The organism is Pseudomonas sp. PDM27 (assembly GCF_019219205.1).
Lineage (GTDB): Bacteria > Pseudomonadota > Gammaproteobacteria > Pseudomonadales > Pseudomonadaceae > Aquipseudomonas > Aquipseudomonas laurylsulfatiphila.
On record NZ_JAHUWF010000008.1, the window covers coordinates 218,447 to 241,513 of the forward strand.

The following is a 23,067-nucleotide window of genomic DNA, read 5'->3' on the forward strand; positions in this document are numbered from 1 at the left end:
CTGGTGCGCAGCGGTCCGACTTGATTCAAGGCCCTGGCATCGCTGCGCAAGCTCCCTCGTATGCCTGGCAGATTTTTATGACAGGCAGTGCAGATGTGACAAACAAATGCGGCGGCATTCTAGCACGGTGGTTTGATGGCGCCAGCGCTGGCGGGTGGCTATGAACCAGCGGATTGCTTCGTTATGGTGCAACCGGTTATCAGAAGATTGTCGACAATATCGATTTAACCTTTGACTGCGCTCCCGGTATTCGTTAGTTTTTGCGGCATTGGCTCACAAGGTGTCGACAATATGCTGGATCAACTCGATCCCCCGGTTTCTACGCCAGACGATACGGAGACACTTTCCGAGAACGTCTTCCGCCGTATTCAGGCGGCTATCGTCAAAGGCGAGATCGCGCCGGGCAGCAAAATCTCCGAACCGGAGCTGGCGCGTACCTACGGCATCAGCCGTGGCCCGCTGCGTGAGGCCATCCATCGCCTGGAAGGCCAGCGCCTGCTGGTACGCGTGCCGCATGTCGGGGCGCGGGTGGTGTCGCTCAATCATGCCGAACTGCTTGAACTGTACGAAATCCGCGAATCCCTGGAAGGCATGGCCTGTCGCCTGGCCGCCGAGCGCATGAGTCTCGAAGAAATCGACGAGCTGCGTCGGGTTCTGGAAACCCATGAGCGTGATGAGGCATTCCAGGCAGGTCGCGGCTACTACCAGCAGGAAGGCGATTTCGACTTCCATTACCGAATCATCCAGGGCAGCGGCAACCGCACGCTGACCCAAATGCTCTGCGGCGAGCTCTATCAATTGGTGCGCATGTACCGCATCCAGTTTTCCACCACGCCCAATCGCCCGCACCAGGCGTTCGCCGAGCACCACCGCATTCTCGATGCCATCGCCGACCGTGACGGTGAGCTGGCCGAGTTGTTGATGCGCCGTCACATCGGCGCCTCCAAACGCAATATCGCCCGTCATTACCAGGACGGCGTCAACCCGACAGCCAAACGAGGTGAGTCATGAGTTTGAACAAGAGCACACCAGGCCAGCGTTTCCGCGATGCGGTCGCCAGCGAACATCCACTGCAAGTGGTCGGCGCAATCAATGCCAACCATGCGCTGCTGGCCAAGCGCGCCGGTTTCAAGGCGATCTACCTGTCGGGTGGCGGGGTGGCTGCCGGCTCCCTCGGCTTGCCTGACCTGGGCATCACCGGCCTGGATGACGTGCTGACCGACGTGCGCCGTATCACCGACGTCTGCGATCTGCCATTGCTGGTGGACGTGGACACCGGTTTCGGTTCCTCGGCGTTCAACGTCGCTCGTACCGTCAAGTCGATGATCAAGTTTGGCGCGGCGGCGATTCATATCGAAGACCAGGTCGGCGCCAAGCGCTGCGGCCACCGTCCTAATAAAGAGATCGTGACCCAGCAGGAAATGGTCGACCGCATCAAGGCCGCCGTCGATGCGCGTACCGATGACAGCTTCGTGATCATGGCCCGCACCGACGCCCTGGCGGTGGAAGGCCTGGAGTCTGCCCTGGATCGCGCCGCTGCCTGCATCGAAGCCGGCGCCGACATGATTTTCCCGGAAGCCATCACCGAACTTGAGATGTACAAGCTGTTCGCCAGCCGCGTGAAAGCGCCGATCCTGGCCAACATCACCGAATTCGGCGCGACCCCGCTGTACACCACCGAGCAACTCGCCGCTGTCGACGTGTCGCTGGTGCTGTACCCGCTGTCGGCCTTCCGCGCCATGAACAAGGCCGCGGAAAACGTCTACACCGCACTGCGCCGCGATGGCACGCAGGCGAACGTCATCGACACCATGCAGACGCGCATGGAGCTTTACGATCGCATCGACTACCACACCTTCGAGCAGAAGCTCGATGCGTTATTTGCCGCGAAGAAGTAACGAACACCCTGTACCTGTAGGAGCGAGCCTGCTCGCGATAGACGTCAACGATGACGCGGGAAGCCTGATACCCCGCGGTGTGCCGTCCACCATCGCGAGCAGGCTCGCTCCCACAGAAGAGCAATGAGTTTCCCCAAAAAATTTCAAAAAAATTGGAGACAGCAATGGCCGAAGCAAAAGTACTCAGTGGCGCCGGGCTCCGTGGCCAGGTAGCCGGGCAAACCGCACTGTCCACCGTGGGCCAGTCGGGTGCCGGTCTGACCTATCGTGGTTATGACGTACGTGAACTGGCGGCTGACGCACAGTTCGAAGAAGTTGCCTACCTGCTGCTGTACGGCGAACTGCCGAGCAAGGCGCAACTGAACGCCTACATCGCCAAGCTGAGCAAGCTGCGTGACCTGCCGCAAGCGCTGAAAGAAGTGCTCGAGCGCATCCCCGCCGACGCCCACCCGATGGACGTGATGCGCACGGGCTGCTCGTTCCTGGGCAACCTGGAGCCGGAGAACAATTTCTCCGAGCAACACGACAAGACCGATCGCCTGCTGGCTGCATTCCCGGCGATCATGACTTACTGGTATCGCTTCAGCCACGAAGGCAAGCGCATCGATTGCGTGAGCGACGAGCAGTCCATCGGCGGCCACTTCCTGCACCTGCTGCATGGCAAGAAACCAAGCGAGCTGCACGTCAAGGTGATGAACGTTTCGCTGATCCTCTACGCGGAGCACGAGTTCAACGCGTCGACCTTCACCGCACGTGTTTGCGCATCGACCCTGTCCGACCTGTATTCGTGCATCACCGCGGCCATCGGCTCGTTGCGCGGCCCGCTGCACGGTGGCGCCAACGAAGCGGCGATGGAAATGATCGAGCGTTTCTCGTCGCCGGAAGACGCGATCAAGGGCACCCTCGGCATGCTCGAGCGCAAGGACAAGATCATGGGCTTCGGCCACGCGATCTATAAGGACAACGATCCGCGCAACGAGGTGATCAAGGGCTGGTCGAAAAAGCTTGCTGACGAAGTGGGCGACAAGGTGTTGTTCCCGGTCTCCGAAGCCATCGACAAGACCATGTGGGAGCAGAAGAAGCTGTTCCCGAACGCCGACTTCTACCATGCCTCGGCGTACCACTTCATGGGCATCCCGACCAAGTTGTTCACACCGATCTTCGTCTGCTCGCGCCTGACCGGCTGGGCTGCACACGTGTACGAACAACGCGCCAACAACCGCATCATCCGTCCAAGCGCCGAATACACCGGCGTTGAACAGCGCAAGTTCGTGCCAATCGAACAGCGCTGAATGGTGGAGGCTAAGCACTGATATTGAAGTTCACCGAAATCCCTGTGGGAGCGGGCTTGCCCGCGATAGCGGTGGGTCAGTCGACATGTATGTTGGATGTGACTCAGTCATCGCGAGCAAGCTCGCTCCCACAGTGGATGGTGTGAACTTCAAGTCTGGTGCCAGGCCCCACCTTTTGTAACTACCGTGACCGAGTCCTGACGATGAACACACAATTCCGTAAACCGCTGCCTGGCAGCCACCTGGATTACTTCGATGTCCGCGCAGCGGTCGAGGCGATCCAGCCTGGCGCCTACGACACCCTGCCGTACACCTCCCGTGTGCTGGCGGAAAACCTTGTGCGTCGCTGCGACCCGGCCACGCTCACCGAATCCCTGAAGCAATTCATCGAGCGCAAGCGCGATCTCGATTTCCCGTGGTTCCCGGCCCGCGTGGTGTGCCACGACATTCTCGGCCAGACCGCGCTGGTCGACCTCGCTGGCCTGCGTGACGCCATCGCCCTGCAAGGCGGTGACCCGGCGCAAGTCAACCCGGTGGTGCCGACCCAACTGATCGTCGACCACTCCCTGGCCGTCGAGCGCGGTGGCTTCGATCCGGACGCGTTCGAGAAGAACCGCGCCATCGAAGACCGTCGCAACGAAGACCGCTTCCACTTCATCAACTGGACCAAGAAGGCGTTCAAGAACGTCGACGTGATCCCGCCGGGCAACGGCATCATGCACCAGATCAACCTGGAGAAAATGTCTCCGGTGATCCAGATGCGTGACGGTGTGGCCTTCCCTGATACCTGCGTCGGTACCGACAGCCACACCCCGCACGTCGATGCGCTGGGCGTGATCGCCATCGGTGTCGGTGGTCTCGAAGCCGAAAGCGTGATGCTCGGCCGCGCATCGTGGATGCGTCTGCCGGAAAGCGTTGGCGTCGAACTGACCGGCAAGCTGCAACCGGGCATCACCGCCACCGACATGGTGCTGGCGCTGACCGAGTTCCTGCGCAAGCAAAAAGTCGTTGGCGCATGGCTGGAGTTCTTCGGCGAAGGCGCCTCCGCGCTGACCCTCGGCGACCGCGCAACCATCTCCAACATGGCCCCGGAATACGGCGCCACCGCGGCGATGTTCTACATCGACCAGCAGACCATCGACTACCTCAAGCTCACCGGCCGTGAAGACGAGCAGGTGCAGTTGGTCGAGAACTACGCCAAGCAGGTCGGCCTGTGGGCTGACAGCCTCAAAGGCGCGCAATACGAGCGCGGCCTGACGTTCGACCTGTCCTCGGTCGTGCGCAACATGGCCGGCCCGAGCAACCCGCACGCCCGTGTGGCGGTTTCGGATCTGGCGGCCAAAGGCATCTCCGGTCAGTGGGACGATGTGCCGGGGCAAATGCCGGACGGCGCGGTGATCATCGCCGCCATCACCAGCTGCACCAACACCAGCAACCCGCGCAACGTGATCGCCGCCGGCCTGCTGGCGCGCAACGCCAACAAGCTCGGCCTGACCCGCAAGCCTTGGGTCAAGTCGTCCCTGGCACCGGGTTCGAAAACCGTGGCGCTGTACCTCGATGAAGCCGGCCTGACCGAAGAGCTGGACAAGCTCGGCTTCGGCGTCGTGGCTTTCGCCTGCACCACGTGCAACGGCATGTCCGGCGCACTGGACCCGGTGATCCAGCAAGAGATCATCGACCGCGACCTGTACGCCACTGCGGTGTTGTCCGGAAACCGTAACTTCGACGGCCGGATTCACCCATACGCCAAGCAAGCGTTCCTCGCATCGCCGCCCTTGGTGGTTGCCTATGCGATTGCCGGCACCATCCGCTTCGACATCGAAAAGGACGTGCTGGGCGTGGTGGATGGCAAGGAAATCCGCCTGAAAGACATCTGGCCGAGCGACGAAGAAATCGACGCGGTGGTCAAGGCGTCGGTGAAGCCGGAGCAGTTCCGCCAGGTGTATATCCCGATGTTCGCCATCCACGAAGACACCGGCCCGAAAGTCGCGCCGCTGTACGAGTGGCGTGAAATGAGCACCTACATCCGTCGTCCGCCGTACTGGGAAGGCGCGCTGGCCGGTGCTCGTCCGCTCAAGGGCATGCGTCCGCTGGCGGTGTTGCCGGACAACATCACCACCGATCACCTGTCGCCGTCCAACGCGATCATGATGGACAGCGCCGCCGGCGAATACCTGGCGAAAATGGGCCTGCCGGAAGAGGACTTCAACTCTTACGCGACGCACCGCGGTGACCACCTGACGGCGCAGCGCGCCACCTTCGCCAACCCGAAACTGTTCAACGAAATGGTTCTGGAAAACGGCAAGGTCAAGCAGGGTTCGCTGGCCCGTGTCGAGCCGGAAGGCAAAGTGATGCGCATGTGGGAAGCCATCGAAACCTACATGGATCGCAAGCAGCCGCTGATCATCATCGCCGGTGCCGACTACGGTCAGGGTTCGTCCCGCGACTGGGCGGCCAAGGGCGTGCGTCTGGCGGGTGTGGAGGCGATTGCCGCCGAAGGTTTCGAGCGCATTCACCGCACCAACCTGGTGGGCATGGGCGTGTTGCCGCTGGAATTCAAGCCAGGCACCAACCGTCACACCCTGGCCATCGACGGCAGCGAAACCTACGACGTGATCGGTGATCGCACGCCACGCGCCGAGCTGACGCTGGTGATCCATCGCAAGAACGGTGAGCGCGTCGATGTGCCGGTGACCTGCCGCCTCGACACCGCCGAAGAAGTGTCGATCTACGAGGCCGGCGGCGTGCTGCAACGCTTCGCCCAGGACTTCCTCGAAGAGTCGGCGGTTGCCGTTTAACGCACGCAATACAGACACGGGACTTCAAGTCCCGTGTCTGCTTTCAGATCAGGAGTAACGAGCACCATGGCTCACGCAGCTCAAATCAAGATTCCAGCTACATACATGCGCGGCGGCACCAGCAAAGGCGTGTTCTTCAGTCTCAAGGACCTGCCTGAAGCGGCACAGGTCCCAGGCCCGGCCCGCGACGCGTTGCTGCTGCGCGTGATCGGCAGCCCCGACCCGTACGACAAACAAATCGACGGCATGGGCGGTGCGACCTCCAGCACCAGCAAAACCGTGATCCTGTCGAAAAGCACCAAGGCCGATCACGACGTCGATTACCTGTTCGGCCAGGTGTCCATCGACAAGCCCTTCGTCGACTGGAGCGGCAACTGCGGCAACCTGTCGGCGGCGGTCGGTTCGTTCGCGGTCAGCAACGGCCTGGTGGACGCCAGCCGTATCCCGCATAACGGCGTAGCGGTGGTTCGCGTGTGGCAGGCCAACATTGGCAAGACCATCATCGCCCACGTGCCGATCACCAATGGTGAGGTGCAGGAGACCGGCGATTTCGAACTCGACGGCGTGACCTTCCCGGCGGCCGAAGTGCAGATAGAGTTTCTCGATCCGGCAGCGGAAGAAGAGGGGGGCGGCGGTTCGATGTTCCCCACCGGCAACCTGGTCGATGACCTGGAAGTGCCCGGCGTCGGCACCTTCAAGGCGACCATGATCAACGCCGGCATCCCGACGATTTTCGTCAATGCCGAAGACATCGGCTACAAGGGCACCGAGTTGCAGGGCGCGATCAACGGCGACCCGAAAGCCTTGCTGATGTTCGAGACCATCCGCGCCTACGGGGCATTGCGCATGGGCCTGATTGCCAACATCGACGAAGCGGCCAAGCGCCAACACACGCCGAAAGTCGCCTTCGTGGCCAAGCCGGCGGACTACGTGGCGTCCAGCGGCAAGGCGATTGCCGCAGGCGATGTCGACCTGCTGGTGCGTGCGTTGTCCATGGGCAAGTTGCACCACGCGATGATGGGTACGGCGGCCGTGGCGATCGGTACGGCGGCAGCGATTTCCGGCACCCTGGTGAACCTCGCGGCAGGTGGTATCGAACGCAACGCGGTGCGCTTCGGACACCCGTCCGGCACCCTGCGCGTCGGCGCCGAGGCCAGCCTGGTCAATGGTGAATGGACCGTGAACAAGGCGATCATGAGCCGCAGTGCGCGGGTATTGATGGAAGGGTTTGTGCGGGTGCCGGGGGATTCTTTCTAAGATCACCCAAAACCCTGTGGGAGCGGGCTTGCTCCGGGCGGCGTTCCGACGAAAGCGGTGTGTCAGGCAATATAGATGTCGACTGACACTCCGCCTTCGCGAGCAAGCCCGCTCCCACACTGGATCGACGGTGTGTGGGAGCGAGCCTGCTCGCGATAGGGCCGGAACAGGCGCCGGGAGCTTTACTTGAAACGCCGCTCCACACCTTTCTCCACGAGAATCTTCGCGGAGATCTCTTCCACGGAAAAATGCGTGGAGTTGATGTGTGGAATGTTTTCGCGGCGGAACAGGTTCTCGACCTCGCGCACCTCGAACTCGCACTGGGCGTAGCTCGAATAGCGGCTGTTGGGTTTGCGCTCGTTGCGAATCGCGGTGAGGCGGTCCGGGTCGATGGTCAGGCCGAACAGCTTGTGCTGGTGGGCGCGCAGGGCGTTTGGCAGTTGCAGGCGTTCCATGTCGTCTTCGGTCAGCGGGTAGTTGGCCGCGCGGATACCGAACTGCATTGCCATGTACAGACACGTCGGCGTCTTACCACATCGCGACACGCCCACTAGTATCAGGTCGGCCTTGTCGTAATAGTGCGTGCGGGCGCCGTCGTCGTTGTCGAGGGCGAAGTTGACGGCCTCGATACGCTCCATGTAATTGGTGTTGGCGCCGATGGAGTGGGACTTGCCGACGGTGTAGGAAGAATGCTCGGTCAGTTCCTGTTCAAGCGGTGCCAGGAACGTCGAGAAAATGTCGATCATGAAACCATTCGAGGTGGCGAGAATCTCACGAATGTCCTGATTGACGATGGTGTCGAAGATAATCGGACGGAAACCGTCGGTTTCGGCGGCTTTGTTGATTTGTTGTACCATGGCCCGCGCTTTGTCCACGTTGTCGATGTACGGCCGCGTGACCTTGCTGAAGGTAATGTTTTCGAACTGCGCCAGAAGGCTTTGACCCAGGGTTTCGGCGGTAATGCCGGTACCATCGGAGATAAAGAAAGCAGATCGTTTCATTTGCACCTTGGGCCTTAAGCTAGTAACGAATCTTGGATATGATAGGCGCGATTTGCCGGCCGCCAATGGCCCGCATTCTCACTTATTTTCCAGGTCCAGGCCATATAGCCGGCAAATGCTCACTTAAGCAGCCGGTTTCTGAGCTTTTCCAACACAGTTAGTGGAGAGATCACCTTGGTAGAGTACGTAGTTTCCCTCGATAAGCTCGGCAAACACGATGTTGAGCATGTGGGGGGCAAGAACGCATCCCTGGGCGAGATGATCAGCAACCTTGCGGGTGCCGGTGTATCGGTGCCCGGCGGCTTCGCCACGACCGCTCAGGCTTATCGTGATTTCCTGGAGCTGAGCGGCCTGAATAAGCAGATTCACGACGCACTCGATGCCCTGGACGTCGATGACGTGAATGCCCTGGCCAAGACCGGTGCCCAGATCCGTCAATGGATCATGGAAGCCGAGTTCCCTGAAAAACTGAATGCCGAAATCCGTACCGCGTTCGCCACGCTGTCCGCCGGCAACCCTGACGTGGCCGTGGCCGTGCGCTCTTCCGCTACCGCCGAAGACCTGCCGGACGCTTCCTTCGCCGGTCAGCAGGAAACCTTCCTGAACATCCGTGGTGTCGAAAACGTCATTCGCGCCGCCAAAGAGGTGTTCGCCTCGCTGTTCAACGACCGTGCCATTTCCTACCGCGTGCACCAGGGCTTCGACCACAAGCTGGTTGCCCTGTCGGCCGGCGTGCAGCGCATGGTCCGCTCCGAAACCGGCACCGCCGGCGTGATGTTCACCCTCGATACCGAATCGGGCTTCCGTGACGTGGTGTTCATCACCGGCGCCTACGGCCTGGGTGAAACCGTTGTTCAAGGCGCGGTGAACCCGGATGAGTTCTACGTCCACAAGGGCACGCTGGCTGCCGGTCGTCCGGCCATCCTGCGCCGCAACCTGGGCAGCAAGGCCATCAAGATGATCTACGGCGACGAGGCCAAGGCCGGTCGTTCGGTCAAGACCGTCGACGTGGACAAGGCCGAGCGCGCACGTTTCTGCCTGACCGACGCTGAAGTCAGCGAGCTGGCCAAGCAGGCGATGATCATCGAGAAGCACTACCAGTGCCCGATGGACATCGAGTGGGCCAAGGACGGTGACGACGGCAAGCTGTACATCGTGCAGGCCCGTCCGGAAACCGTGAAGAGCCGCACCCAGGCCAACGTCATGGAACGTTACCTGTTGAAAGAAACCGGTACCGTGCTGGTTGAAGGTCGCGCCATCGGCCAGCGCATCGGCGCCGGCAAGGTCCGCATCATCAAGGACGTGTCCGAGATGGACAAGGTCCAGCCAGGCGACGTACTGGTGTCCGACATGACCGACCCGGACTGGGAACCGGTCATGAAACGCGCCAGCGCCATCGTCACCAACCGTGGCGGTCGTACTTGCCACGCGGCGATCATCGCCCGTGAGCTGGGTATTCCAGCGGTAGTCGGTTGCGGCAACGCCACCCAGCTGTTGAAAGACGGCCAGGGCGTGACCGTTTCCTGCGCTGAAGGCGACACCGGTTTCATCTTCGAAGGCGAACTGGGCTTCGACATCAAGAAGAACTCCGTGGATGCCATGCCGGAGCTGCCGTTCAAGATCATGATGAACGTCGGCAACCCGGACCGCGCCTTCGACTTCGCCCAGCTGCCGAACGCTGGCGTGGGCCTGGCTCGCCTGGAGTTCATCATCAACCGCATGATCGGCGTGCACCCTAAAGCACTGCTGAACTACGACGGTCTGCCGCTGGACATCAAGGAAAGCGTCGACAAGCGCATCGCCGGCTACAACGACCCGGTCGGCTTCTACGTCGAGAAACTGGTCGAAGGCATCAGCACCCTGGCGGCTGCGTTCTGGCCGAAGAAGGTCATCGTGCGTCTGTCGGACTTCAAGTCCAACGAATACGCCAACCTGATCGGCGGCAAGCTGTACGAGCCGGAAGAAGAGAACCCGATGCTGGGCTTCCGCGGTGCTTCGCGTTACATCAGCGAATCGTTCCGCGACTGCTTCGAACTCGAATGCCGCGCCCTCAAGCGCGTGCGCAATGAAATGGGCCTGACCAACGTCGAAATCATGGTGCCGTTCGTTCGTACCCTGGGTGAAGCGAGCCAGGTGGTGGATCTGCTGGCGGAAAACGGTCTGGCCCGTGGCGAAAACGGCCTGCGCGTGATCATGATGTGCGAACTGCCGTCCAACGCCATCCTGGCCGAAGAATTCCTCGAGTTCTTCGACGGTTTCTCCATCGGTTCCAACGACCTGACTCAGCTGACCCTGGGCCTGGACCGCGATTCCGGTATCATCGCGCACCTGTTCGACGAGCGTAATCCGGCGGTCAAGAAGCTGCTGGCCAATGCGATTGCCGCGTGCAACAAGGCCGGCAAGTACATCGGCATCTGCGGTCAGGGTCCTTCGGACCACCCGGACCTGGCCAAGTGGCTGATGGAGCAGGGCATCGAAAGCGTTTCGTTGAACCCGGATTCCGTACTGGAAACCTGGTTCTTCCTGGCAGAGGGTCAAGCGCAGGCTTGACCCCATGTGAACGGGCCGCTCACGTACCTTTGTAGGAGCGAGCTTGCTCGCGATGGACGTCAACGATGACGCGTTTTTGCTGGATAAACGTGGTGTCCTGAAGTTCTTCGCGAGCAGGGCTCGCTCCCACAGGGAGCGGTCTTTTAGAGATTCAAGCAGGGCGGGCTCCTCCGGATGCCGCCCTTTTTTGTGCAAGAGATTATGCAAAGCAGCAGCAACCTATTTCCTGTCGCCCTGATCAGCGCCGAACGGCGCGGCGATCTGAGCGAAGATGTGTATCGCTTGAAACCCGGTAACAGCCCCGACTTCACCGTCGAACTGGCTGTGACACGCCTTGGCATGGCTGATGAGCCGTCATCCCGTGGCGTGCCGGTGATCCTGCTGCACGGCAGCTTTTCCAATCGCCGGTTCTGGTTCTCTCCCAAGGGCCTGGGGTTGGGCGCCTATCTGGCCCGCTTGGGGTTCGACGTCTGGATTCCGGAAATGCGCGGCCATGGCCTGTCCCAGCGTAACCACGACTACCGCAAGAACCGGGTCGCCGACTACGCACGTTATGACCTGCCGGCCATTGGCGCGTTCGTGCGCGAACAGAGCGGGCAGGTGCCGCACTGGATCGGTCACTCGCTGGGGGGAACTACACTGGCCGCAGCGCTGGGTGGCGAGTACATCGGTGAGCCGGTGGTGGCCTCGGCGGCTTTTTTCGGTACACAAGTCAGTCGCACCTACTGGCCATTGAAGATTCCGCCGGTGGAGTGGAGCAGTCGCTTCATTCTCAAGCGTTTTGCCCAGTTGTCCGGAGCAAGGCTCAAGCGCGGCCCGGAGGACGAGCCGATCGGCCTGGCCCTGGAAAGCATGCGTTGGTTCGGTCTGTTCGGGCGCTTTGGCGATGCCGATAAAGACTGGTGGGCCGGTTTGGCCGAGGTCAGGTTGCCGGTGCTCGCCGTGAGTGCAGCCGGTGATCACCAGGACCCTGCGTGGGCTTGCCGCAAACTGTTCGAGCAGTTCGGTTCCGAGCACAAGCAATTTATCAATCTGGGTCGTGATCAGGGTTTCGGCGACAATTTCGGTCACGTTGAAATGCTCGTCAGCAAACCTGCCCAGGCCGAAGTCTGGCCATTGGTGACCCGCTGGCTGGCGGATCAGCAGACACCCTTGTTGGGTGGGCAAGGGGATTTGGCCGCAGCGGTTTGAGCCTGATGCTCTAACAAGGGCATTTCGCTCCGGTCGGCTTGCGGCTAAGATATGACGCATTGAGCTGTTCCGGTCACTTTGCGTGACTGAGTCATCACTGATGTTCGTGCTGTCTTCCTCTTTACAGGAGTTTCTCGATGATCCATTACCTCACGCCTGACCTGTGCGACGCCTATCCGGAACTGGTGCAGGTGCTGGAACCGATGTTCAGCAATTTCGGCGGCCGTGATTCCTTCGGCGGCGAAATCGTGACCATCAAGTGCTTCGAAGACAACTCGCTGGTCAAGGAGCAAGTCGAGCTCAAGGGCAATGGCAAGGTTCTGGTGGTCGATGGCGGCGGTTCCCTGCGCCGCGCGCTGCTGGGTGACATGCTCGCCGAGAAAGCCTCCAGCAATGGCTGGGAAGGCCTGGTGATCTATGGTTGCATCCGCGACGTCGACGTCATCGCGCAAACCGATCTGGGGGTTCAGGCGCTGGCCAGTCACCCGATGAAAACCGACAAGCGCGGTATCGGCGATCTCAACGTAGCCGTGACCTTCGCCGGCGTGACCTTCCATCCGGGCCATTACATCTATGCGGACAACAACGGCGTGATCATCTCGCCCAGCCCGCTGAAAATGCCTGAATAAAAACGGCTGCAGACCAGAGGAGTGCGGATGTTCGAGGAAGAAAACGCGCAATGGGGGCTGGTGCATGCCCTGGTGCTGGACGGTAGAGGCGGTGCGCGTTCGATTGCCCGGACTGAACTTGACGACTTGCAGCTGCAGGCCCATGAAAGCCTGTGGTTGCACTGGGATCGCAGTCATCCGCAAACCCAGACCTGGCTGCGCAAATCCAGCGGTCTGAGCGAATTCAGCTGTGACCTGTTACTCGAAGAAAACACCCGTCCGCGACTTTTACAGCTTTCGGACAGCGAACTGCTGCTGTTTCTGCGCGGGGTCAATCTGAACCCCGGTGCCGAGCCGGAAGACATGGTGTCGGTGCGGATCTTCGGTTCTGCCCAGCGTGTCATTTCCCTGCGTTTGCGTCCGTTGCGCGCCACTGACGAGTTGCTGGTGCAACTGTCCGAGGGCAAGGGGCCGAAAACCGCCTCCGAACTCATCCTTTGCATGGCGCAGTACCTCACCAACAAGGTGCAGGATCTGGTCAGTTGCCTCTCGGAAGTGGTCGACGAGGAAGAAGAGAAGCTGGATGCCGACGAACGGTATACACCTGAACACGGGGCGGTTTTGCAGATTCGTCGGCGGGCGGCAGCGTTGAAGCGCTTTCTTGCTCCGCAGCGGGATATTTTCGGGCAGTTGACGCGAATCAAGTTGCCCTGGTTCGTCGAGGACGACGGTGATTACTGGAACGAATTGAACAACAGCCTGACCCGTTACCTCGAGGAACTGGAACTGACCCGGGAGCGGGTGGGGCTGGTCCTGGAGGCTGAAGACCGTCGCTTGAGCGTGCGCATGAACCGCACGATGTATCGCTTCGGGATCATCACCGGGATCTTTTTGCCCATGAGTTTTCTGGCCGGGCTTTTGGGGATCAACGTCGGTGGCATTCCATTCTCTGCCAGCCCTTACGGCTTTCTGATCGCCTGCCTGATGATGGTTTCGGTGGCATTGGGGCAATGGTGGTTATTCCGACGTTTGCGCTGGGTCTGAGGGAATGCATGTGACCCGACCAAAACTGACCGCGTCTCCCACAGACATCACGAGAGGTGCGTATGCACGATCCGTTTGAACAGTCTTTGCGCGACATGCTCAACGCCTCACCGTCCACCCGGGACGACGATGCGTGTCTGGGGCGTGTGCTGAAAACCGCCAACCGCCAGGTTGGCGCCGGTGATTTGTTCAGCCTGCTGGGGCGCTGGTTGCCCGCACTGATGATTGCCCTGAATAACGGATCGGCCCATGTCTCGCCGGTATCCCGTCTTCGTAAACCTGCTGCCCGCACTGCTGATAAGGCTGATTGAATATGGAACTTGATCTCTGGACACAGAGCCTCGTCACTGCAATGACTGCGTTGTGGACCAAGGTTGCGAACTTCATTCCAAACCTGTTCGGCGCACTGGTTGTGCTGCTGTTGGGTTTTGTCGTGGCCAAACTGCTGGACACCTTGCTTTCCAAATTGCTCGCCAAACTGGGCCTGGACCGCTTGATGGGCGGCACTGGCCTGACCAAGCTGATGTCCCGCGCTGGATTGCAGGTTCCCATCTCGACCCTGATCGGCAAGATCGTCTATTGGTTCGTTCTGCTTATTTTTCTGGTTTCTGCCGCAGAATCCCTTGGACTTGAGCGAGTATCAGCTACGCTGGATATGCTTGCGCTGTATTTGCCGAAGGTATTCGGCGCGGCGCTGGTGTTGCTGGTAGGTGTTTTGCTGGCACAACTGGCCAACGGGCTGGTGCGCGGAGCGGCAGAAGGCGTGGGGCTGGACTATGCTTCAGGGCTTGGACGAATTGCCCAGGGCCTGGTGATCATCATCAGTATTTCGGTGGCGATCAGCCAGTTGGAGGTCAAGACCGACCTGCTGAACCACGTGATCGTGATTGTGCTGATAACCGTTGGTCTGGCGGTAGCGCTGGCCATGGGGTTGGGAAGCCGGGAAATAGCCGGCCAGATTCTTGCGGGAATCTACGTGCGTGAGCTGTATCAGGTTGGGCAACAAGTGCGTGTTGGCGAGGTCGAAGGCCAGATCGAAGAGATCGGCACGGTTAAAACCACATTGCTGACCGATGAGGGTGAGCTAGTCTCTCTTTCCAATCGGATCCTCCTCGAGCAGCATGTGAGTAGCCGCTAACCCGGCAAACCCTGCTAATGTATGCCGCCGCAAAATGCCAGCTGACGCTGGCTGCGGAGGATATTGACCTGACTGTCGGCCCGACTTGTTTTGAATAAAGCTCAATCGCTATCCATGCGCTACGACCCCCGCGAGCTCTCTGATGAGGAGTTGGTCGCGCGCTCGCATACCGAGCTGTTTCACGTAACACGCGCCTACGAAGAACTGATGCGGCGTTACCAGCGAACATTATTTAACGTGTGTGCAAGATATCTCGGGAACGATCGCGATGCAGACGATGTCTGTCAGGAGGTCATGTTGAAGGTGCTGTATGGCCTGAAGAACTTCGAAGGTAAATCGAAGTTCAAGACGTGGCTATATAGCATCACCTACAACGAGTGCATCACACAGTATCGCAAGGAACGGCGAAAGCGTCGCTTGATGGACGCATTGAGTCTTGACCCCCTCGAGGAGGCGTCCGAAGAAAAGGCGCCGAAACCTGAGGAAAAAGGCGGACTTGATCGCTGGTTGGTGTATGTGAACCCGATCGATCGTGAAATTCTGGTGCTACGTTTTGTCGCAGAGCTGGAGTTTCAGGAAATCGCAGACATCATGCATATGGGTTTGAGCGCAACAAAAATGCGGTACAAACGCGCTCTAGATAAATTGCGTGAGAAATTTGCAGGCATTGCTGAAACTTAGTTCAGCGCAAATATCTCTTACGTGTAGGCAAGTTCTGTTAGACTTGCCGCCGAGTTGTCCCCCGGTTTGCGGGACTGCTTCACAATCACCAGATGGGGATTTAACGGATGAAACTGAAAAACACCTTGGGCTTGGCCATTGGTTCTCTTATTGCCGCCACTTCCATCGGCGCTCTGGCACAGGGCCAAGGCGCAGTTGAAATCGAAGGCTACGCAAAGAAGCAATATTTCGATAGCGACCGTAACTTCAAGAACGACGGCATCCTGCCGGGTGGTTCGATCGGTTACTTCCTGACAGACGACGTTGAACTGCGTCTGGCCTACGACGAAGTGCACAACGCCCGTGCAAACGATGGCAAGAACGTTAAGGGCGCGAACACCGCTCTGGACGCTCTGTACCACTTCAACAACCCAGGCGACATGCTGCGTCCTTACGTCTCGGGCGGTTTCTCCGACCAGAGCATCGACCAGAACGGCTCGAACGGTCGTAACCGTTCCACCTTCGCCAACGTTGGCGGCGGTGCCAAGCTGTACTTCACCGACAACTTCTACGCCCGTGCTGGCGTTGAAGCTCAATACAACATCGACCAGGGCAACACCGAGTGGGCTCCTAGCATCGGTCTGGGTGTGAACTTCGGTGGCGGCAGCAAGCCAGCTGCTGCTCCAGTTCCAGCTCCGGAAGTTTGCTCTGACAGCGACAACGATGGCGTTTGCGACAACGTTGACAAGTGCCCAGACACCCCAGCTAACGTAACTGTTGACGCTGACGGCTGCCCGGCAGTTGCTGAAGTTGTTCGTGTTGAGCTGGACGTGAAGTTCGACTTCGACAAGTCGGTAGTCAAGCCAAACAGCTACGGCGACATCAAGAACCTGGCTGACTTCATGAAGCAGTACCCATCCACCACCACTACTGTTGAAGGTCACACTGACTCCGTCGGTCCTGACGCTTACAACCAGAAACTGTCCGAGCGTCGTGCAAACGCCGTTAAACAAGTTCTGACCAACCAGTACGGTGTTGAATCGACCCGCGTTCAGTCCGTTGGCTACGGCGAATCCCGCCCAGTTGCTGACAACAAAACTGAAGCTGGTCGCGCTGTTAACCGTCGCGTAGAAGCGCAGGTTGAAGCTCAAGCTAAGTAATTAGCCCGCAGCTCTGAGAAAAGCCCGGCTTAGGCCGGGCTTTTCTTTGTCTGCGATTTGGGTTTCAGCATTGGTTTTGCGTTGCTTCCAAAGGATCGCAGCCTGCGCCAGCTCCTACAGGGATAAATGCCGAACCCGTGCAGGAGCTGCCGAAGGCTGTGATCTTTTGATCTCATCACAGGCCGCCACAGCACCGATCACCAGGATTGCCGGGCTTTTCAACTCGAAGGCACAGGCATCGTCCTCCATTGCCATCAGGTTGCTTCGACATTCCCGTTGATGCGGCAACGATGCATTTTCAATCATTGCCACCGGCGTATCTGCCGCCATTGCGCCCGCCAGCAGTTGCTCACGGATCTCGCTGAGCTTCGCCACCCCCATGTAGATCACCAGTGTCGTGCCACCTTGGGCCAGCGCTTGCCAGTTCAGGCTGCTGTCATCCTGAGTGTGGGCGGTCACCAGCGTTACCCCTCGTGCCACGCCGCGCAGGGTCAATGGAATATCGCATTGCGTTGCGCCCGCCAGGCCGGCGGTGATGCCATTGACCAGCTCAACCTCGACACCACGCTCGCGCAGCCACTGCGCTTCTTCACCGCCACGCCCGAAGATGCACGGGTCGCCACCCTTGAGGCGCACCACGCATTTACCCTGACGGGCATAACGCAACATCAGGCGATGGATAAAGGCTTGCGGCGTTGAACGACAGCCACCGCGCTTACCCACAGGAATTATCCGCGCGCCGGGGCAGTGCTCCAGCACCGCATCGTTGACCAGATCATCGATCAACACGACATCCGCTTCTCTCAACGCCCGAACGGCTTTGAGGGTCAGCAATTCAGGATCACCAGGACCTGCACCCACCAGCCAGACTTTTGCGCTCATAGTGTTTTCCTCACGAGATGGCGGCTTGCGGCTGCGCGGTGGCGGCCAACAAACGCTTGATTTCCGGGACGCAGGAGCCGCATTGCGTGCCGCAACCCAATTCTTGTTTCAACCCCGGCAAGTCCAGGCCGCGGCGGATGCCGGCGCAGACCGCGTTTTGGCTGACGTTTTTGCAGTTGCACAGGGTTTTGTTACCGATCGCTTCGGCGTCAACCTGGCCCGGTGGGGCACTCAGTGGCGCGAGCAGCCAGCGCCGTAGCTGTTCATCGGCGCGACCTTCGAGCCAGAGGTTTTGCAGCCAGTGCCGGGCGAGGGTTTCACCCGCCAGGCGGATCGCGGTGATCCGGCCGTTCTCGATCCGCACCCGCTTACCGATGGAGCGTCGTGGATCGTCGTAGGCCAGCACCGGTCCATCGTTGAGCCCCAGGCATTGATCGATATCGCGCAGCAGTTGCGGATCTGGCGCCGTGGCGCTGGCAGCGCGTATCAGCAGCGCAGGGCGCTCACGACCGGTCAGACTGAGGCTGACGTAGGAAAACGTCTCGCAGAGGGGGCGTAGAGTCTCAAAATGTTGTTGGACATCGCCCTCTATCAGCGCGAAAAGGTGCCAGGGCAATTGCACCGGTTCCAGGCGCACGCCGCTGTGTTTGAGCTCCGGTTGTTTCGACAACGGGTCGAAGGCGGGCAGGGTGAGGCTGTTCACGCCGCCCTTGAGAAAACGGTCACCAAAATGCATCGGCAAGAAGGCTTGGCCCGGACGCACGCTGTCGTCACTGGCGACCGGTACGATCACCGCGCCGCGGCGGCTTTTCAGGCTGATCAAATCACCCGTTTGCAGGCGATGCCTGCGCAACTCATCCGGGTGCAGGCTCAACACGGCTTCACTGACATGGCCGAACAACTGCGCGGCAGTGCCGGTGCGGCTCATGCCGTGCCATTGATCGCGCAGACGACCGGTGATCAGCGTCAGCGGGAAGCGCGCATCCCGTTGTTCCTTGGCGGCGCGATACGGATCGGCCACGAACTGCGCGCGTCCGCTGGAAGTCGGGAAAATGCCGTCGAGATAGAGGCGGGCGGTGCCTGCGCTGGACCCCGCAGGAAAGGGCCATTGCTGCGGGCCGATGGTGTCGATCAAGCCGTGGCTGATCCCGGACAAATCCAGATCGCGGCCCCGCGTCAGCTGTTTGTATTCGTCGAAGACCTGCGCCGGGGTGTCAAAGGCAAACAGGCTGGTGGCTTCCGGGCGCAGATGTTTTTCCAGGCGCTGTGCGAAATCCACCGTGATCGTCCAGTCCGGGCGTGCTTCACCCGGTGCGACGATCGCGCGGCGGACGTGGGAAATACGCCGTTCGGAGTTGGTCACCGTGCCGTCCTTTTCGCCCCAGCTGGCGGCGGGCAACAACAGGTCGGCAAACCTGGCGGTTTCAGTGGTGCGAAAGGCCTCCTGCAAGACCACGAACGGGCAGGCCTCCAGTGCCGCGCGCACGGCCGCCTGATCGGGAAGAGACTGCGCGGGGTTGGTGCAGGCGATCCACAAGGCTTTGATCTTGCCGCTGCCCACCTGCTCAAACAACTCGATGGCAGTCAGCCCCGGGTTTTCAGGCAGTTGATCAACGCCCCAGTAAGCGGCCACGTCAGCACGGTGCTCAGGGTTGGCGGCGTCACGATGGCCCGGCAGCAGGTTAGACAGGCTACCGGTTTCCCGCCCGCCCATGGCATTCGGCTGACCGGTCAGCGAGAAAGGACCTGCACCCGGACGGCCAATCTGCCCGGTGGCCAGGTGCAGATTGATCAGTGCACTGTTTTTCGCGCTGCCGGCGGTGGACTGGTTCAACCCCATGCACCACAGCGACAGGAAAGACGGTGATGTGCCGATCCACTCGGCACATTGCTGCAATTGCCCGACGCTGATTCCGCAGAGCTGCGACACCATCTGCGGTGTGTAATCACGCACCAGTTTCTTCAGCTCGGGCAAGCCTTCGGTATGGTCCTTGATGAAGTCACGGTCGATCCAGTCTTCCCACAGCAGCAGATGCAAAATCCCATGGAACAAGGCGACATCGGTGCCGGGCAAAATCGCCAGGTGCAGGTCAGCCAGATCGCAGGTGTCCGTCCGACGTGGGTCAATGACGATGACTTTCATCTGCGGCCGTCGGGATTTGGCTTCTTCCAGTCGGCGAAACAGTACCGGGTGGGCGTAGGCCATGTTACTGCCGACGATCATCACGCAATCGCTCAATTCCAGGTCTTCATAGCTGCATGGCGGAGCGTCAGCGCCCAGGCTGCGCTTGTAGCCGACCACCGCCGACGACATGCACAGCCGTGAATTGCTGTCGATGTTGTTGGTGCCCACCAGCGCCCGAGCCAGTTTGTTGAAGGCGTAGTAGTCCTCGGTCAGCAACTGCCCGGAAATGTAGAACGCCACGCTGTCCGGGCCATGCTCGGCAATGGTTTGGGCGAAAACGCTGGCGGCGTGATCAAGCGCGGTATCCCAGTCGGTGCGGCTGCGCGCCAGGCCTTTGCCCAGGCGCAGTTCCGGGTACAGCGCCCTTGCCGTCAAGTCGCCGGTCAAATGCAGGGTTGATCCCTTGCTGCACAACTTGCCGAAATTGGCCGGGTGTGCCGGATCGCCGCTGACGCCGAGGATGCGCTCGCCGTCATGCTCGATCAGCACGCCGCAGCCGACCCCGCAATAGCAGCAGGTGGACGCGGTGATCTGGCGGTCCATCAGCCTGCGTCCCGCAGGGCCAGCATCACGCGGCCATTTTCGACCCGCGCCGGATGGTGGTGGGCGCAGCCGACGTCCGGGGCCAGGGCTTCGCCGCTTTGCAGGTCGATTTGCCAGTTGTGCAGTGGGCAGGCCACGCGCTTGCCGTAGATCAAACCTTGGGACAGCGGTCCGCCCTTGTGCGGGCAACGGTCGTCGAGGGCGAACACTTCATCGTCGCTGGTACGGAAAATCGCGATGTCGCCTTTAGGGCCGGCAACGATCCGCGAGCCCAGGGCATTGATTTCATCCAGTGCGCAGATATCCAGCCAGTTCATGCCAGCACCTCCAGGTTTTTCACGGGGATGACGTCGAATTCTTTTTTCAGTTGCGGCTGTTCCAGGCGTTCTTTCCACGGGTCCTGTTCGAACGACAGGGAGAACTGCAGGCGATCGTTGAGCGCCTTGCGCCGCTCCGGGTCTTCCAGCACGGCCTTCTTGATGTGGTCCATGCCGACCCGTTGCAGGTAGTGCACGGTGCGTTCGAGGTAAAAGGCTTCTTCGCGATAGAGCTGCAGGAATGCGCCGTTGTATTCGCGGACTTCTTCGGCGGTTTTCAGTTTGACGAAGAACTCCGCGACTTCGGTCTTGATCCCGCCGTTGCCGCCGATGTACATCTCCCAGCCGGAATCGACGCCGATGATTCCTACGTCCTTGATGCCCGCTTCCGAACAGTTGCGCGGGCAACCGGAGACAGCCAGTTTCACTTTGTGCGGCGACCACATGTTGAACAGGTCATGTTCCAGTTCAATGCCAAGTTGTGTGGAGTTCTGCGTGCCAAAGCGGCAGAACTCGCTGCCGACGCAGGTCTTCACGGTGCGGATGGATTTGCCGTAGGCATGGCCGGACGGCATGTCGAGGTCTTTCCAGACGCCCGGCAAGTCCTGCTTCTTGATCCCCAGCAAGTCGATGCGCTGGCCGCCGGTGACCTTGACCATCGGCACGTTGTACTTGTCGGCAACGTCGGCAATGCGCCGCAGTTCCGAAGGATTGGTCACGCCGCCCCACATCCGCGGGACGACCGAGTAGGTGCCGTCTTTCTGGATGTTGGCGTGGGCGCGTTCGTTGATCAGGCGCGATTGCGGATCATCTTTGGCTTCCCCTGGCCAGGTGGAAATCAGGTAGTAGTTGAGCGCCGGCCGGCAGGTGGCGCAGCCGTTGGGTGTGCGCCAGTTCAGGTAGCTCAGGGTGCCGGCGATCGTCAGCAGGTGCTGCTCGCGGATGGCCTGGCGGATTTGCCCGTGGTTGAGGTCGCTGCAGCCGCAGATGGCCTTTTCGCTTTTCGGTTTGACGTCGGCGGCGCCGCCCACGGTGTTGATCAGGATCTGCTCCACCAAACCCGCGCACGAACCGCAGGAGCTGGCAGCCTTGGTGTGTTTCTTCACTTCGTCGACACTGAACAGCCCGTGTTCCTGAATGGCCTTGACGATGGTGCCTTTGCACACGCCGTTGCAGCCGCAGACTTCGGCCGTGTCGGCCATGCTCATGGCTTTGTCCTGGCCCTGGTGCCCTACGTCGCCCAAGGCGTTTTCGCCAAACATCAGATGATCGCGGATCTCACTGATGGCGTGGTTTTCACGGATCTGCCGGAAATACCAGCCGCCATCGGCCGTATCGCCGTACAGGCAGGCGCCGACCAGCACGTCGTCCTTGATCACCAGTTTCTTGTAGACCCCGCCAATCGGGTCGGAGAGGGTGATGGTCTCGGTGCCTTCACCGCCCATGAAGTCGCCAGCGGAAAACAGGTCGATGCCGGTGACCTTCAGCTTGGTGGAGGTCACCGATCCCTTGTAAGTGGCAAAACCCAGTTGGGCGAGGTGGTTGGCGCAGACTTTGGCCTGCTCGAACAGCGGCGCCACCAGACCATAGGCGATGCCGCGGTGACTGGCGCACTCGCCGATGGCGTAGATCCGCGGGTCATAGGTTTGCAGGGTGTCGTTGACCAGAATCCCGCGATTGCACGGAATGCCGGATTTCTCTGCCAGCTCGGTATTGGGGCGAATGCCGGCGGCCATCACCACCAGGTCAGCGGGGATGATGTCGCCATTCTTGAATTGCACCGAGCCGACCCGGCCATTGCCCGCGTCGTGCAAAGCCTGGGTTTGCTCGCACAGACGGAAATGCAGGCCGCGAGACTCCAGGGCGGTTTGCAGCAACTGGCCGCTGGTCTTGTCCAGTTGCCGCTCCAGCAGCCACTCGCCGATATGCACCACGGTGACGTGCATGCCCCGCAGCATCAGGCCGTTGGCGGCCTCCAGGCCGAGCAGGCCGCCGCCGATCACCACGGCGTGCCGGTAGGTTTTCGCGGTGTCGATCATGGCCTGGGTATCGGCGATGTCGCGGTAGCCGATCACGCCTTCGAGGGTGTTGCCGGGAATGGGCAGGATGAAAGGCGTCGAGCCGGTGGCGATCAGCAGGCGATCGTATTCGGCTTCACTGCCGTCTTCGGCAATGACCCGGCGCTTGACCCGGTCGATCTCCACCACTTTGCGGTTGAGCAGCAGTTTGATGTTGTTGTCCAGGTACCAGTCCAGGTCGTTGAGCACGATCTCTTCGAAGGTCTGTTCGCCCGCCAGCACCGGCGACAACAGGATGCGGTTGTAGTTGGTGTGCGGTTCGGCGCCGAAGACCGTGATGTCGTACAGCTCGGTGCTCAGCTTGAGCAGTTCTTCCAGGGTCCGGACCCCGGCCATGCCGTTGCCGATCATCACCAGTTTTAGTTTTTTCATCAGGTTCTCCGGGGAGTCCAGGCCTGCCTCATCAGGGTTCAGGCCATGCTCGACAAATTTTGCGCAAACAAAAAAAGGCGTCCCGCTAGTTGC

Annotated in this window: 18 protein-coding genes; 13 read left to right on the forward strand and 5 right to left on the reverse strand. The window is 60.3% G+C overall.

Annotated elements, in window-relative coordinates; translation table 11 throughout:
• Positions 1–291 precede the first annotated feature (291 nt).
• From KW838_RS18170 to prpF, 5 genes are all read left to right on the forward strand, one after another.
• A complete protein-coding gene (locus KW838_RS18170) occupies positions 292–1,011 on the forward strand; it encodes a GntR family transcriptional regulator (protein ID WP_102698815.1) in 720 nt (239 codons plus the stop codon).
• Positions 1,008–1,898, forward strand: coding sequence for a methylisocitrate lyase (gene prpB, locus KW838_RS18175; protein WP_046816178.1), 891 nt, complete (start codon positions 1,008–1,010; stop codon positions 1,896–1,898). The genes KW838_RS18170 and prpB overlap by 4 nt, the downstream gene beginning before the upstream one ends.
• A gap of 164 nt (positions 1,899–2,062) precedes the next feature.
• A complete protein-coding gene (prpC, locus tag KW838_RS18180; protein ID WP_007971533.1) occupies positions 2,063–3,190 on the forward strand; it encodes a 2-methylcitrate synthase in 1,128 nt (375 codons plus the stop codon).
• A gap of 203 nt (positions 3,191–3,393) precedes the next feature.
• A complete protein-coding gene (gene acnD / locus KW838_RS18185) occupies positions 3,394–5,988 on the forward strand; it encodes a Fe/S-dependent 2-methylisocitrate dehydratase AcnD (protein ID WP_218502137.1) in 2,595 nt (864 codons plus the stop codon).
• 66 nt (positions 5,989–6,054) lie between these two features.
• On the forward strand, positions 6,055–7,245 hold the full coding sequence (gene prpF, locus KW838_RS18190; RefSeq protein ID WP_095965144.1) for a 2-methylaconitate cis-trans isomerase PrpF: 1,191 nt from the start codon (positions 6,055–6,057) through the stop codon (positions 7,243–7,245).
• Positions 7,246–7,427: 182 nt separating this feature from the next.
• Here prpF and KW838_RS18195 read toward each other — a convergent pair whose 3' ends face one another.
• Positions 7,428–8,246 carry a pyruvate, water dikinase regulatory protein gene (locus KW838_RS18195; protein WP_007971527.1) on the reverse strand — a complete coding sequence of 273 codons (819 nt, stop codon included), beginning with the start codon at positions 8,244–8,246 and terminating at the stop codon, positions 7,428–7,430.
• A 174-nt stretch (positions 8,247–8,420) separates the two neighbouring features.
• Between KW838_RS18195 and ppsA the strand changes: the two genes are divergently transcribed.
• The 8 genes from ppsA to KW838_RS18235 all read left to right on the forward strand — a co-directional run bounded on the left by ppsA (position 8,421) and on the right by KW838_RS18235 (position 16,597).
• Positions 8,421–10,796, forward strand: a complete 2,376-nt coding sequence (gene ppsA / locus KW838_RS18200; RefSeq protein WP_015096069.1) for a phosphoenolpyruvate synthase — start codon at positions 8,421–8,423, stop codon at positions 10,794–10,796.
• 201 nt (positions 10,797–10,997) lie between these two features.
• On the forward strand, positions 10,998–11,987 hold the full coding sequence (locus tag KW838_RS18205) for an alpha/beta fold hydrolase (RefSeq protein ID WP_102698813.1): 990 nt from the start codon (positions 10,998–11,000) through the stop codon (positions 11,985–11,987).
• A 140-nt stretch (positions 11,988–12,127) separates the two neighbouring features.
• Positions 12,128–12,616, forward strand: a complete 489-nt coding sequence (gene rraA / locus KW838_RS18210; RefSeq protein ID WP_173900792.1) for a ribonuclease E activity regulator RraA — start codon at positions 12,128–12,130, stop codon at positions 12,614–12,616.
• Positions 12,617–12,643: 27 nt separating this feature from the next.
• A complete protein-coding gene (locus tag KW838_RS18215) occupies positions 12,644–13,639 on the forward strand; it encodes a zinc transporter ZntB (RefSeq protein ID WP_218502149.1) in 996 nt (331 codons plus the stop codon).
• A gap of 62 nt (positions 13,640–13,701) precedes the next feature.
• Positions 13,702–13,950: a hypothetical protein gene (locus tag KW838_RS18220; RefSeq protein WP_007971509.1), complete on the forward strand. Its 249-nt coding sequence runs from the start codon at positions 13,702–13,704 to the stop codon at positions 13,948–13,950.
• Between the two features lie 2 nt (positions 13,951–13,952).
• Positions 13,953–14,777, forward strand: coding sequence for a mechanosensitive ion channel domain-containing protein (locus KW838_RS18225; RefSeq protein ID WP_007916401.1), 825 nt, complete (start codon positions 13,953–13,955; stop codon positions 14,775–14,777).
• A gap of 90 nt (positions 14,778–14,867) precedes the next feature.
• On the forward strand, positions 14,868–15,458 hold the full coding sequence (gene sigX / locus KW838_RS18230; RefSeq protein ID WP_075949123.1) for an RNA polymerase sigma factor SigX: 591 nt from the start codon (positions 14,868–14,870) through the stop codon (positions 15,456–15,458).
• Positions 15,459–15,565: 107 nt separating this feature from the next.
• Positions 15,566–16,597, forward strand: coding sequence for an OmpA family protein (locus KW838_RS18235; RefSeq protein ID WP_218502152.1), 1,032 nt, complete (start codon positions 15,566–15,568; stop codon positions 16,595–16,597).
• Between the two features lie 114 nt (positions 16,598–16,711).
• On the opposite strand, the gene cobA is transcribed toward KW838_RS18235, so the two are convergent.
• The 4 genes from cobA to nirB are packed head-to-tail and all read right to left on the reverse strand — an operon-like array spanning position 16,712 to position 22,974.
• Positions 16,712–17,479: a uroporphyrinogen-III C-methyltransferase gene (gene cobA / locus KW838_RS18240; RefSeq protein ID WP_218502155.1), complete on the reverse strand. Its 768-nt coding sequence runs from the start codon at positions 17,477–17,479 to the stop codon at positions 16,712–16,714.
• A gap of 10 nt (positions 17,480–17,489) precedes the next feature.
• Positions 17,490–20,207: a nitrate reductase gene (locus KW838_RS18245; RefSeq protein WP_218502171.1), complete on the reverse strand. Its 2,718-nt coding sequence runs from the start codon at positions 20,205–20,207 to the stop codon at positions 17,490–17,492.
• Positions 20,207–20,524, reverse strand: coding sequence for a nitrite reductase small subunit NirD (gene nirD / locus KW838_RS18250; protein WP_102698809.1), 318 nt, complete (start codon positions 20,522–20,524; stop codon positions 20,207–20,209). The genes KW838_RS18245 and nirD overlap by 1 nt, the downstream gene beginning before the upstream one ends.
• On the reverse strand, positions 20,521–22,974 hold the full coding sequence (nirB, locus tag KW838_RS18255; RefSeq protein ID WP_102698808.1) for a nitrite reductase large subunit NirB: 2,454 nt from the start codon (positions 22,972–22,974) through the stop codon (positions 20,521–20,523). The genes nirD and nirB overlap by 4 nt, the downstream gene beginning before the upstream one ends.
• Positions 22,975–23,067 lie beyond the last annotated feature (93 nt).